Source organism: Caulobacter segnis, assembly GCF_023935105.1.
Lineage (GTDB): Bacteria > Pseudomonadota > Alphaproteobacteria > Caulobacterales > Caulobacteraceae > Caulobacter > Caulobacter segnis_B.
On the sequence record NZ_CP096040.1, the window covers coordinates 2,554,982 to 2,568,608 of the forward strand.

Consider the following 13,627-nt stretch of genomic DNA (forward strand, 5'->3'; position numbering starts at 1 on the left):
GGTAGGGGAGTACGGTATGAAGACCTGGCTTGGCGCGGTGAGCGCGGCTTCGATCGCGTTGGCTCTGGCGGCGAGCGGGCCTGCCTGGGCGTCGGTTTCGGTCTTCGCGACGGCGCCTGACGATCCCGCCGCCGTCGTGGTGAAGGGCAAGGGCGACGGCCGCGCCGACGACAGCGCCGCGCTGCAAGCCGCGATCGACGCCGCCGCGGCCAAGCCCGGCGGCGGTCTCGTCTTCCTACCCTCGGGTCGTTACCGGATCAGCAAGACCCTTTTCCTGTGGCCGGGCGTGCGGGTGTTCGGCGTCGGGGCGACGCGTCCCGAGATCGTGCTGGGCGACGCCACGCCTGGCTTCCAGAAGGGTCTGGCCAACATGGTGATCGTCGCCGGGGCCAAGCCGGATCCGGCGCGCCGCGTGGCCTTCCCGCCGCCCGGCAGCGTGCCGTTCAACAAGGACATCCCGGACGCCAACTCCGGCACCTTCTACACGGCGATGAGCAATATCGACTTCAAGATCGGGCGCGGTAATCCGGCCGCGACGGCGATCCGTTTCCACGCCGCCCAGCACGCCTTCCTCAGCCACATGACGTTCGACATCGGTTCGGGCCTGGCTGGGCTCTATCAGATCGGCAACGAGGCCGAGGACCTGCACTTCAAGGGCGGGCGCTATGGCATCCTGACCGAGAAGCCGTCGCCGGCCTGGGGCTTCGTGCTGCTGGACTCCACCTTCGAGGGGCAGCGCGACGCGGCGATCCGCGAGCACGAGGCGGGCCTGACCCTGGTCAACGTCACCTTGCGTGACACCCCGGTGGGGATCGACATCGACCGGGGCTACGGTGACTGGCTGTGGGGCAAGGACGTCCGCTTCGAGAACGTCTCCAAGGCGGGCGTCATCATCTCCAACGAGCGCAACGTCTATACCCAGGTCGGCTTCGAGAACGCGGTGGCCGCCAACACCCCGGTGTTCGCCCGCTTTCGCGACAGCGGCAAGACCACGCCGGGCCAGGGCAAGACCTACAAGGTCGCCGCCTTCAACCACGGTCTGACCTTGCCCGGCCTGGGCCAGATGGGCGACTACAAGACCACCGCGAAGACCGAGGCTCTCACGACCTTGCCGAAGGCGCGTGCTCCGGCGATCCGGGCCCTGCCGCCGACATCAGACTGGACGAACGTCCGGGCGCTCGGGGCCAAGGGCGACAACGTCACCGACGACACCGCCGCCATTCAGAAGGTGATCGACGCGCATCGCGTGGTCTATTTCCCGACCGGCTTCTACCGGGTCACCGACACGCTGAAGCTGCGGCCGGACAGCGTGCTGATCGGCCTGCATCCCAGCCTGACCCAGATCGTGCTGCCCCACGGAACCCCCGCCTATCAGGGCGTTGGCGCGGCCAAGGCGCTGGTCCAGTCGGCGGATGGTGGCGACGCCATTGTTTCGGGCCTGGGGCTCTATACCGATGGCCAGAACCCGCGCGCCACGGCCCTGCTCTGGACGGCGGGCGCGAACTCGCTGGTCAGCGACGTCAAGTTCCAGGGTGGTCACGGCACCAACCTCTACGACGGGACCCGCTTCAATCCCTACAACGCCAACGCGTCGGCGGACGCCGACCCGGCCAAGCGCTGGGGCGGCCAATATCCCAGTTTGTGGGTCACCAACGGCGGGGGCGGCACGTTTTCGAACCTCTGGAGCCCGAGCACCTACGCCTATTCGGGCATCTACGTCTCCGACACCCAGACGCCCGGCCATGTCTATCAGGCCTCGGTCGAGCATCACCTGCGCTCGGAGATCAGCCTGAATCGCGTGGCGAACTGGGAGTTCCTGGCCCCGCAGACCGAGGAAGAGGCGGGCGAGGGCGAGGAGACGGTGTCGCTGGAGATCCGCGACTCGCACGACATCCTGGTGGCCAACTACCATGGCTATCGGGTCACTCGGACGCGTCGGCCCGCGCCGGCGGCGGTCAAGGTCTACAACTCGCGCGACATCCGCTTCCGCAACGTGGCGGTCAACGGCGAGAGCGGGTTCTCGACTTGCGACGAGAACGGCTGCGCGGCCTTCCTGCGCCTGACCAAATATCCGTACGAGAACGCGATCCAGGACGTGACCCGCGGCCTGGAGGTGCGCGAGCGCCAGTTCGCGGTGCTGGATCTGCCTGCCGCGCCGCCGCCCGTCACGCCCTCGATCTTCCCCGTCGAGGCAAAGGTGGAGAAACTGGCGGGAGACTTCTATTCGCTGGGCGGCGGGGCCGTCGACGCAGCAGGCACGCTCTACTTCACCGACCGCCGCCATCAGCGCATCTACAGCTGGTCGGAGGCGCGCAAGCTTTCGATCGTGCGCGACAACACGCTGGATCCGATCAACCTGGCCGTCGACGCCTCCGGAAACCTGCTGGTGCTGTCGTCGGATGGCCGCGACGGCTCGGTCTACAGCTTCAAGCCGGGCGCGCCCGACACCGAGGTCGAGGTGATCACGGCGACGCCGGCGGCCGATCACCCCGGCGCGGCCACCGTTCTGCCGGTCAACTGGTGGAACAATGGTGAGTTCAAGGACCAACTGGACCTCGAGACCTACCAGTTCACGACCCTGGCCGAGATGTTCGCGCGCGACATGGCCTTGGCCAAACCCAAGGAATACGTCTCGCCCGACGGTAGTCTGGTCCTGCCGGCCTATCGTGTTTTCCAGCAGGGGCCGTCCGACCACCGAGGCTTGCGCTTCTCGGACGCGCTCGACACCTACGGCTTCACCACGGCCAAGCCTGGCCAGCGGGTGTTCCTCGCCAACAGCTCCGAGAACAAGACCTATAGCGGCCTTGTCGGGCCGCGCGGCGCGATCACGGACTTGAAGCCCTTCGCCGAGCGAGGCGGCGAGAGCGTCGCCGCGGACGCGGAGGGACGCGTATACGTCGCCAATGGACAGGTGTTCGTCTATGCGCCGGACGGTCGGGAACTGGGGCGTATCGACATGCCCGAACGCCCCCTGCAACTGGTGTTCGGCGGCCCGGACAAGCTGACCCTGTTCGTCCTCACGCACCACGCGCTCTACGCGGTGCGGACCAAGTAGTCCCACAAGAGGAAATAGGGTCGCAGGCGCCTACGACCATGGTCGTATAGTTAGCGGTCCCAACGTCTGACAAGTTCCTCCCAAGCCGTCGCAGATGGTCTGAAAGAAGAATGGGAGGGTTGTAGGATGAGTGCTGTCGGTAGCACACGAGGGGTGGCGTCCTTTTCGAGCGCATTGCTCGCGAGCAGCGCGGTCGCGATGATCTTGGCGGCCGGGGCGGCGCAAGCGCAGACGCAGACCCCGCCTGACAATACGAGCGTCGTGACCGAGATCGTGGTCACGGGCTCGCGTATCCGGTCCGAAGGCTTCACCGCGCCGACGCCGACCCAAATGCTGGGGCAGGCCGATCTTGAGCGCGCGGCTCAGCCGAACATCTTCACCGCCATAACTCAGCTGCCGTCCTTACAGGGCTCGAGCGGCGCGACGACGGGGACGTTCAGCACGTCCAGCGGTCAGCAGGGCCTCAGCTCGTTCTCGCTGCGCGGCCTGGGCACCATCCGCACCCTGACCCTGCTGGACGGCCAGCGAGTCGTGCCTGCCAATGTCACCGGCGTTCCCGACATCAGCCTGTTCCCGCAACTGCTGGTCGAACGGGTCGATGTGGTGACGGGCGGCGCCTCAGCCTCCTACGGCTCCGACGCCGTTGGCGGTGTGGTCAACTTCATCACCAACAAGAAGTTCGTGGGCTTCAAAGCCAACGTCCAGACTGGTGTCACGACTTACGGCGACAACCATCAGTGGCTAGCCCAGGTCGCCGCCGGCAAGAACTTCATGGACGACCGCCTGCACGTCCAGGTGAGCGGCGAATACGACTGGGAAGAGGGCGTTCCGGCGGGCGGCTTCGGCGAGGATGCGCCAGGCAGCCGCGATTGGTACACCACCGCCACCCTGGTCAATCGCGGCATCACCAACGACGGCTCGCCGCAATATCTCTATCGCGAGCACGCCCAAGCCTATCAGTACACCAAGTACGGCCTGATCAGCAGCGGCCCGCTGCAAGGCACGGCCTTCGACATCAGCGGCAACCCCTTCCAGTTCCAGTATGGCGGCGGCGGCGTGCCTTCGAAAGCCGCCAACGGCGCGGTGAGCGGCTGCTATACGAATGGCGGCTTCTGCGTCGGCGGCGATCTGTCGGGCAATGTCGGCGTCGGCACCTCGCTGCAGTCGCGCATCAAGCGCATGAACACCTACACTCGCGTGGGCTTCGATCTCGACGCCAACAATGAGATCTACGCGACCTTCAACGCCGCCCGTGTGGAGAGCAGCAACCAGCCTAACCCGGGTGCGGCCACGACGGGCCTGACGATGTCGTGCTCGAATCCATACCTGCCGGCGTCGATCGTGGCGGCTTGCGCCGCCAACGGCATCACCCAGTTCAACTTCGGCACCAGCAACGCTCTACTGCCGCGCAATATCACGGTGCACCCGACGCGCACCCAGTATCGCGGCGTGATCGGCGCGGACGGCAAGTTCAATGCCTTGGGCAAGGAATGGCGCTACGACGCCTATTACGAGCACGGTGAGAACACGACGAACATCCACGTTCGCGACATCCTGCTGATGCCGCGCTACCGCGCGGCCATCCAGGCGACGACAGTCAATGGCCAGATCGTCTGCGCCGATCCGGTCGCCCGCGCTAATGGCTGCGTGCCAATCAACATCTTCGGCGGTCAGCGTCCCAGCGACGCGGCCCTGGCCTACATCACGCCGAAGAATGGACCCTACCAGCACTCGGTTCAGAAACAGGACGTCGCCAGCATCAACTTCAGCGGCGAGCCCTTCTCGTTGTGGGCCGGCCCGGTGTCCCTGGCGTTCGGCGGGGAGTGGCGCAAGGAACAATATCACGTCCAAGGCGACCCCTACGGCGACGGCAATACGGACTCCCCGAACACCACCGACTACCCGGCCGATCCGGTCCTGAACGCGGCGGGCTCCAACTGGTTTGCGGGCAACTATCACTCTGGCGCCGGCAAGTACTCGGTGAAGGAAGCCTATGCCGAAGTGAATATCCCGCTGGTGAACTCAGACGCGGCGGGCCGGGCCAACCTCAACATGGCCGGCCGCTGGACCGATTACAGCACCTCGGGCACTGTCTACACTTGGAAGGTCGGCGCCACCTGGGACACGCCGATCGACGGCGTCCGTCTGCGGGCCGTCACCTCGCGTGACGTCCGCGCGCCGAACCTGTCGGAGCTGTTCGCCGCGCCGGTGACGACCACGCTGCCGAACTTCACAATCCCCACGACCACCAATCCCCCGCCAGGCCAGCCTTCCGGAGGCGCGGTGACGGCTTTGCAGAATGTGGTGGGCAACCCGGACCTGAAGCCGGAAATCGCCAAGAACGTGACCATCGGCGCGGTGCTCTCGAACCCACAATGGCTGCCGGGCTTCAGCATCTCGGTCGACTGGTACAACATCGTCCTCAATGGCGGCATCTCCAGTCTCGGCGCCCAGCAGATCGTCAACTTCTGCTATCAGGGCCTCACCCAGTTCTGCGGCGCCTTCAATCTCGCCCCGTCGGGCGGCGTGACGCCTTTCATCAACTCCCAGACGTTCAACCTGGCCTCGATCAAGACTAGCGGTTTCGACATCGAGAGCAGCTACCGCTTCGAGCTGCCCAGCGTACCCGGTCGCTTCACGATCCGCGGCTTGGCGACGAACACCCACAAGTTCGTGACCAATCCCGGCATCCCCGGGGCGGTCGCCATCGACTCGGCCGGCCAGAACTCCGGGGCGACTCCGGACTGGAAGGTCCTGGCCATCCAGTCCTGGGACACCGACCGCTTCGCCTTCAGCGTCCAAGAGCGCTGGTTCAGCGATGGCCGCTTCGGTGGCACCACCACCGAGTACGTCGAGTGCAAGCCCGGCAGCTGCCCGGTCTCGACCAGCAGCCGGCCGACCATCGACTACAACCACATGAGCGGCGCGACCTATGTCGACATCAGCGCTTCGTACAAGTTCGGCAACGGCCTGCAGCTCTACGGCAAGGTCGACAATCTGCTGAACCGCGACCCGACTCCGTCGCCGCAGACCAACACGGGCCTGGACGCCAACCCGGCGCTCTACGACCTGTTGGGCCGGTTCTACCACGTGGGCCTGCGCTACAGCTTCTAGCGCCAGGGCTCTTTCAAGTCCCGGGCCGCCCGTCTCCACCTCCCCCTGGGCGGCCTCGCCCGGGTCCGGATCGGCAAGCGTCGGTTCGTGGCCCGGGCGTCTTTCTTCGTATCACGGGTCCGTCCGTCGGGTCCGTGCTACAGCGTTTCGCGCCGCTGGCGCTTGTCGTCCGAACGGTCATGCCGGGAGACTCAATTGAATGACGTTGGCGGACGCGAGAGGGGGCGCCCATTGAGTAGGTTGGACCGCGCCCGGGACGCCACCATGGCCGATGTCGCGCAACTGGCGGGCGTCTCGCGCATGACGGTGTCGCGTGTCATCAACGACGGCGCCAAGGTTCGAGAAGAAACTCGCCAGGCCGTCCTGGCCGCAATCCGTGAGCTGAACTTCGAGCCGAACCAGACGGCCCGCAACCTGGTCATGGCCGGCGAACTGCGGATCGGGGTGGTCTATTCCAATCCCAGCGCAGCCTTCATGAGTGACTTCCTGATCGGCGTTTTCGAGGAAGCGACCAGCGCTGGCGCGCGGCTGATCCTGGTGCGGGGCGAGGATGGTCACGCCCCGTCGACACGGCAGCTGCGAGAGCTGCTGGGCGCGGGCGTCCATGGCGTGGTCCTGGCGCCGCCGCTTGGGGAGTCCGCCGCGGCGTGTGACATCCTTCGCGCCGCCAATCTGCCCGTCGCGGTAGTCGCCGGCGGAAAGCCGCAGACCGATGCGATCAACGTCCGCATCGACGACCGCCAGGCCAGCTACGCCATGGCCCGCCATCTTCTCAACCTGGGTCACAGGCGGATCGGCTTCATCACCGGCAATCCCGATCAGACCGCCAGCGCCGTACGCCTGGAAGGCGCGCGCGCGGCGATCGCGCAGGTCGAGGAGGCCGAACTCATCGTGGCGCAAGGCGCCTTCACCTATGCTTCGGGCCTGAGCGCGGCCGAGCAATTGCTCGACGCCGACCCGCCACCCACCGCGATCTTCGCCAGCAACGACGACATGGCCGCGGCGGCCGTGTCGGTGGCGCACCGCCGGCATCTGGACGTGCCGGGCGACCTGACCGTGGTCGGGTTCGACGACACCACCGTGGCCACCACGCTGTGGCCGCCGCTGACCACCGTCCGCCAGCCCGTGCGACAGATGGCGGCCGTGGCCCTGGATCGGCTGCTGCGCGCCCTGCGGTCGGCCGAGCCGTCGGTGGAAACCTTCGCGGACTACGTCCTCGACCACGCCTTGGTCGAGCGTCAGTCCACCGCGCCGCCCCAGCACGTCATGCCGAGCGCGAAAGTCGACAAGAGGTCATCGCATGCCTGATCCGTCCCTCGACATGGAACGCGCCACGGTCGGGCGGGTGACGCGGCGGCTGATGCCGCTGTTCTGCCTGATGTACCTGATCGCCTATATCGACCGGCAGAACGTCTCGTACGCCAAGCTGGAGATGGTGCAGGCCCTGGGCCTCAGCGAGGCCGCCTACGGCCTGGGCGCGTCGCTGTTCTTCATCGGCTACTTCCTGTTCGAGGCACCGTCGAACCTGATCCTGGCCCGCGTGGGCGCGCGGGTCTGGTTCGCGCGGATCATGTTCACCTGGGGGCTGGTCACGCTGGCGCTGGGCTTCACCCAGAACGCGACAATGTTCTACATCCTGCGCTTCCTGCTGGGCGCGACCGAGGCGGGATTCTTCCCGGGCGTTCTATACGTCCTGACCCTCTGGTATCCGCAGGCGCACCGCGCGCGGATGGTGGGTCTGTTCATGATCGCCAGCGCCGTCGCCAATGCCGTCGGCGCCGTGGTGGGCGGCCTGCTGCTGGACCTGGACGGCCTGATGAACTTGGCCGGCTGGCAATGGGTGTTCCTGGTCACCGGCGCGCCGGCCGTGCTGCTGGCTCCGTACGTGCTGTGGCGGCTGCCCAACGGACCGGCCCAGGCCCGATGGCTGCCGGACGCCGAGAAGACTTGGCTGGCCGGCGTTCTGTCGGCGGAGCGGGGCGGCGAGGTTGACGACCATCGCGGGGCCTGGAAGGCGATCTTCGACCCTCGCGTGTTGCTGCTGGCGGGCCTCTATATCGGCATGCCGCTGGGCGCTTACGGCCTGAGCTACTGGTTGCCGACGATTGTCAAATCGTTCGGCGTCTCCAACAGCGTCAACGGGCTGATCAACGTAATCCCCTGGGTCATGGTCGCGGTGGCGCTGTGGTTCGTGCCGCGCCACGCCGCGCGCCACGGCGCGAGCGCCTGGCATATCGCCGGGCCGTGTCTGCTGGGCGCGCTGGCCCTGGTGCTTAGCGTCGTCGTACCCGGCGCGGCGCTGAAATTCGCCATGCTGTGCATCGCCGCGCCGGCCATCTTCGCCGCCCAGCCGGTGTTCTGGAGTCTGCCGCCCAGCTTCCTGACCGGACCCCGGGCGGCGGCCGGCATCGCGGCGATCAACGCCATCGGCAATCTGGGCGGCTTCATCGCCCAGAACCTAGTGCCTCTGGTCCGCGATGCGACGGGCAGCAACCTGGCGCCGATGCTGGCCCTGGCCGCCGTGCTGGTGGTGACCAGCGGGCTGATCTTCTACGCCATGAACCGGCTGGACAGGGCGCGCGCCCAGGCCGGTTGACACGGCCGCTAGCCGGCGACCGAGTGCAGGAACTCCAGCTTGGCGACCGCCTCCAGCGGGCCGGCGGCCTTCAGCAGCTTGAAGGCGTCGTCGGCGGCCTCGACCGTGTGATCGATGTCGGCGTCGGTCATGGCCGTGGTCATGAACATGTTGTGCCAGGGGTGGAAGTAGACGCCGCGCTTCAGCAGGGCGTTGTTCCAGAAGTAGCCCTTGGCCCCGGTCGGATCGTCGTCGATCATGATCAGCGGCAACTGAGCCGGACCGGTCTGGCGCAAGCCGAAGCCGTGACGGCCGGCGACCTCGTCCAGGCCCGTGCGCAGGCGCTCGCCCAGCGCGATGGTGCGCTCCAGATAGTCGGTCTCGCGGATCAGCTTCAGCGTCGCCAGCGAGGCGGCCATGGGCGCGGCCGAGAACCAGAACGAGCCGGTGGCGTAGATGGTCGCGGCGGCGAAGCGGGCGATGTCGGCGCCCAGCAGGGCCGAGATGGGATGACCGTTGGCGATCGCCTTGCCCCAGGTCGACAGGTCCGGCTTCACCCCGACCAGCGACCAGCTGCTGTCTCGGGCCAGGCGGAAGCCAGCGCGGACGTCGTCGACGATCAGCAGGGCGCCGTGCTCGTCGCACAGCTCGCGAGCTCGGCGGGCGTATTCAGGATCGGGCAGTTCCTGGTCGACGAAGGTGTCGTGCTTGATCGGCGAGGCGAAGATCGCCGCCAGGTCCGAGCCGGCCTCGCGCACGGCGGCCTCCAGGCTCTCGACGTCGTTGTATTCGTAGAACACCTGGTTGGCGCGGTCGGCGGGCGTCACGCCGTTCTTCAGCGGCGTGCACCAGGGCGCGGCCCCGTGATAGGCGCCCTTGGCCAGGACGATGGTCTTCTTCTGGGTGAAGTTGCGGGCGATCATCATCGCCATGGTCGTGGCGTCCGTGCCGTTCTTGCAGAACATCGCCCAGTCGGCGTGGCTGACTTGGGCGGTCAGGGCCTCGGCCAGCTCGACCATGGCCGGACCTGGACCCGTCATGGTGTCGCCGCGCTTCAACTGGTCGATGTAGGCATGGTCGATGGCGGCGTGCCTGTAGCCGAACAGGTTGGGGCCGTAGCCGCACAGGAAGTCGACATAGCGGTTGCCATCGGCATCCCAGAGATAAGCCCCTTCCGCGCGGTCGAAGAACTGCGGATAGTCGTCGGGCAGCAGCATGACCGACTGGTGGCCGTACATGCCGTTGGGGATCACGGCCATGGCGCGCTCGCGCAGCGCGGCGTCCTTGCTGTTCGTCCAGGTCATGTCGAGCGCTCCGCCAATAAGATAGTTTTGACTATCATAATGGCTGAGGCATAGTGACTGTCAACGCATTGGGGAGAACGGCGATGAAGACCGGCTTGGCGTGCATCGGGCTGACAACCTTGGACGTGGTGGCGCGCGCGATCGACGTCTTGCCGGAGGGCGAGGGCACTACCCTGATCGAAGGGATCGCCTGCGCCCCGGCCGGTACGGCGGCGGGCGCGGCGCTGGTCGCCGCGAAGCTGGGCATGCCGGTCAAGCTGGCCTCGGCCGTTGGCGACGACCTGATCGGCCGCTTTATCCGTATGGCGCTGGAGGAGGCTGGCGTGGATCTCACCGCGCTCGAGACCCTGCCGGGCTTGCCCAGTTCGATCACCGTGCTGGCGGTGGACTCGGCGGGGCGGCGGCCGAACTTCCACGCGCTGGGGGCGGGCATGCTGGCCAAGGCCACGCCGGAGGCGCTCGAGGCGGCGACCTCGGCGCGCTTTCTGCACTATGCCGGGATCGGCGGTCCGATGCTGGACGGCGGCGCGGGCGCGGAACTCGTGAAGGCGGCCCACGAGGCAGGGGCGATCGTCACCTGTGATCTGATCTCGCCTCAAGCCACGGCGATGGATGAGCTGAAGCGGCTTCTGCCTCACGTGGACTATTTCCTGCCCAGCGCGGCCGAGGCCGTGATGCTGACGGGCCAGGACGACCTGTTCGCCGCCGCGGATGTGTTCCGGGAGTTGGGCGCGGGGAACTGCCTGATCAAGAACGGAAGCCGAGGATCGGTGGTCGTGCTGGACGGCGTCCGGACGACCCTGCCGGCCTATGTCATCAAGCCGGTCGATACGACCAGTTGCGGCGACTCCTACTGCGCCGGGTTCATCGCCGCGCTGGATCGCGGATGGGCGCCGCTGGACGCCGCGCGTTTCGCCACCGCCACCGCGGCGCTGGTGGCGCAGGGGCTGGCGACCCTGGGCAAGCTGGAGAGCTTCGAGGCCACCGAGGCGTCCATGGGCCAGATGACCCTCGGCGAGGCCGCGTGATGGCTGGCATGGATGAGGGCGCGCTGCGCCAGCGCATGGCCGAGGTGATGAAGGCCATGGACGACAAGGGTCTTAATCGCGGTACGTCGGGCAATGTCTCGGCGCGCTGCGGCGAGGCGATGCTGGTGACGCCCAGCGGCGTGCCGGCCTCGCGCTTGACCGGCGACCAGATGGTGCTGGTCCAGCCCGACGGCTCGACCGTCGCCGGCTCCTTGAAGCCGTCCAGCGAGTGGCGGATGCATCAAGGCCTGCTGGATCGCCGTCCCGACGTCGGGGCGGTCGTGCACTGCCATTCGCGCCACGCCACAATCCTGGCCTGCGCCAACAGGCCGATCCCGGCCGTGCACTACATGGTCGCCGTCAGCGGCGGGACCAGCGTGCCGGTCGCGCCGTACGCCACCTTCGGTTCCAGCGAGCTGGCGCGGATCGTGGTCGAGACCCTGGCTGGCCGCTACGCCGCCCTGATGGCCAATCACGGCCAGATCGTCGTGGCGCCCAACCTGGATTTCGCCCTCGCCATCGCCGAGGAGATCGAGGAACAGGCGGCGGTCTACTGGGGAACGCTGGCGATCGGCGGTCCCACCCTGCTGGCGGACGAGGAGATGAATCTCATCCTTCAGCGCTTCAAATCCTATGGGCAGGGTCGATGAGCGCTTCCGAAGCCGTCGCGGACGCCGCGCCCGCTATCGTGACCTCGCCGCCAAGGCAGGCCACCGCCGTTGGCCAGGCGGTCGGCGTGGTGGCGCTGCTGATCGCCGGGTTGCAGCCGGTGATCCTGGGCGCGATGGAACGGGAAGGGCGGCTCAGCACCGCTCAGATCGGCCTGGCCGCGACGGTCGAGCTGATGGCCCTAGGCGTGGCCTGCGGCGTCGCGGCGGCGGTGCTCAAGCCCACCCGCATCCGGCTGAAGATCGGCCTGGCCTGCCTGCTGCACGCGGCGGCCATGCTGGCCACCACCCTGACCACCGGCGTTGGCGTTATCGTCACCCGCGCCGCCGCCGGGGCCTGCGCTGGCGTGATGCTGTGGTTGGCGATCGGCGTCATCGCGCGGTCGTCGCGGCCGGAGCGGACCTCCGGCGTCTTTGTCACCGTCCAGACCTTCGCCCAGTTGGTGCTGGCCGCCATATTGCCCGCCACCGTGATGGAGCCTTGGGGCGTCAATGGCGCCCTGGTGACCTTGGCGGTGGTCTCCGTGCTGGTCGCCCTGGCCGCCCTGGCGGGCCCGGACAGCCTGGCGCCGTTGCCCAAGTCCGAGGACGGGGGGAGGCTGGATCGCCGGTCCCTCGGTGGGCTGGCGGCGGTGTTCCTGTGGATGGCCTTCATCGTCGCCCTATGGGTCTACCTCGAGCCCTTGTCCGCCCAGGCGGGTCTGTCGCCGCGTGAAGCGGGGCTGGCGATCGCGCTCGCACTGGGCCTGCAGGTCCTGGGCGGCGCGGCGGCCACCTTCGTCGGGGATCGCGTGCCGCCAACGCGGATGCTGCTTGGCGTCGGGGCGATGAACACCCTGATCCTGGCGACACTGTGGAGCGGTCCGGGACGTGGCTTGTTCATCGCCTGTGTCGCGGCGTTCGGCTTCCTGTGGCTGTTCGCCTTGCCGTTCCAGACCTTGCTGCTGATCCGCATCGACCCCACTCGCCGTGCGTCGATGCAATTGGGGGCGGCCCAACTTCTGGGCAGCAGCGCGGGACCTCTGGCGGCGTCTCTGGTCGTGGGGGAGGGGCCTGTACGGCGCGCCCTGGCCTTGTCCGGCGTCTGTCTGGCGGTGTCCCTAGCGCTGATCAGCCTGCTCGGGATGCGCCGCCAGACGTCGTGAGGTGCTGGTAGTACAGGGCCACCATCCAGCAGATCTCCTCGTTGATCTGGTCCTCGTCCTGGCCGGGTTCCTCCAGGACCATTTCGGTGGCGGCGTACATCATCTGGGTCGTCAGGCGGGTGGCCGTGCGCAGGCGGTCCTCGGCGACGCCGGGATTGGCCGTCTTCAGCATGTCGAACAGCGTCTGGGCGACCATGTCGCGCGAGGTCGTCTGGACCTCCTGCAACACCGGTAGAGCCCTGAGCGCGCGCAGGATCCAATCGCCGCCGGGAAATTCGCGGGTGATGGCGTTGATCCGCTTCTGCAGGTCGCGGTTCTTGGCCACCGACTCCTCGATCGAGGCCGCGTTCGTGCCGCCGGCTTCCAGCCAGGCCAGCACGGCCTTGTCCTGGGCTTCCATCAGGCGTTGCGCCAGCTCCTTCAGCAGAGCGTACTTGTTGGGAAAGTAGCGATAGAGCGCCGGCGGCGTCAGGCCGGCGCGTTCGCAGACCAGGTTGGTCGTCAGGCGCTCGAAGCCGACCTCGGCCAACAGCTCGCCGGCGGTGGTCAGGATGATCTCGAACGTGTCCTTGCCGCGCCGTCGCGAGGGACGCGACTTGGTGTCGAGCGAAGGCGCTCCGGTCTTGGCGACAGGGGTCTTGGCGGTAGTCGTCTTGGCGGCTGTGCGTCTTGCCATGGGGTCCTGATAACAAGATTGCCCGCGCCGGACGAGGCGGCAAACCCCGTACGGGTCCGCCG

The 13,627-nt window shown here is 67.5% G+C and carries 9 protein-coding genes; 7 read left to right on the forward strand and 2 right to left on the reverse strand.

From position 1 onward, the window contains the following. Positions 1–16 precede the first annotated feature (16 nt). From MZV50_RS12235 to MZV50_RS12250, 4 genes are all read left to right on the forward strand, one after another. Positions 17–3,055 (forward strand): glycosyl hydrolase family 28-related protein, encoded by a 3,039-nt coding sequence (locus tag MZV50_RS12235; protein WP_252634920.1) that lies wholly within the window; start codon positions 17–19, stop codon positions 3,053–3,055. Positions 3,056–3,181: 126 nt separating this feature from the next. Further along, on the forward strand, positions 3,182–6,169 hold the full coding sequence (locus MZV50_RS12240) for a TonB-dependent receptor plug domain-containing protein (protein ID WP_252634922.1): 2,988 nt from the start codon (positions 3,182–3,184) through the stop codon (positions 6,167–6,169). Between the two features lie 264 nt (positions 6,170–6,433). Beyond that, positions 6,434–7,477, forward strand: a complete 1,044-nt coding sequence (locus tag MZV50_RS12245; RefSeq protein WP_436792220.1) for a LacI family DNA-binding transcriptional regulator — start codon at positions 6,434–6,436, stop codon at positions 7,475–7,477. Then, entirely contained in the window at positions 7,470–8,765 is a 1,296-nt protein-coding gene (locus MZV50_RS12250; protein ID WP_252634926.1) for an MFS transporter, read from the forward strand. Before MZV50_RS12245 ends, MZV50_RS12250 begins: the two co-directional genes overlap by 8 nt. Positions 8,766–8,773: 8 nt before the next feature. Here the strand turns inward: MZV50_RS12250 and MZV50_RS12255 are convergent, their stop codons facing one another. Continuing rightward, complete coding sequence (locus tag MZV50_RS12255) at positions 8,774–10,048, reverse strand: aminotransferase class III-fold pyridoxal phosphate-dependent enzyme (RefSeq protein WP_252634928.1); 1,275 nt, start codon at positions 10,046–10,048, stop codon at positions 8,774–8,776. A gap of 83 nt (positions 10,049–10,131) precedes the next feature. Here MZV50_RS12255 and MZV50_RS12260 point away from each other — a divergent pair, with 83 nt between their 5' ends. From MZV50_RS12260 to MZV50_RS12270, 3 genes are read left to right on the forward strand one after another with little or no spacing between them, the layout of a single operon-like run. Next, positions 10,132–11,076, forward strand: a complete 945-nt coding sequence (locus tag MZV50_RS12260) for a carbohydrate kinase family protein (RefSeq protein ID WP_252634929.1) — start codon at positions 10,132–10,134, stop codon at positions 11,074–11,076. Continuing rightward, on the forward strand, positions 11,076–11,726 hold the full coding sequence (locus tag MZV50_RS12265) for a class II aldolase/adducin family protein (RefSeq protein ID WP_252634931.1): 651 nt from the start codon (positions 11,076–11,078) through the stop codon (positions 11,724–11,726). The genes MZV50_RS12260 and MZV50_RS12265 overlap by 1 nt, the downstream gene beginning before the upstream one ends. Further along, entirely contained in the window at positions 11,723–12,889 is a 1,167-nt protein-coding gene (locus tag MZV50_RS12270; RefSeq protein ID WP_252634932.1) for an MFS transporter, read from the forward strand. Before MZV50_RS12265 ends, MZV50_RS12270 begins: the two co-directional genes overlap by 4 nt. Here MZV50_RS12270 and MZV50_RS12275 read toward each other — a convergent pair. Continuing rightward, a complete protein-coding gene (locus MZV50_RS12275) occupies positions 12,855–13,565 on the reverse strand; it encodes a TetR/AcrR family transcriptional regulator (RefSeq protein WP_252634933.1) in 711 nt (236 codons plus the stop codon). The genes MZV50_RS12270 and MZV50_RS12275 overlap by 35 nt on opposite strands. Between the last annotated feature and the right edge of the window lie 62 nt (positions 13,566–13,627).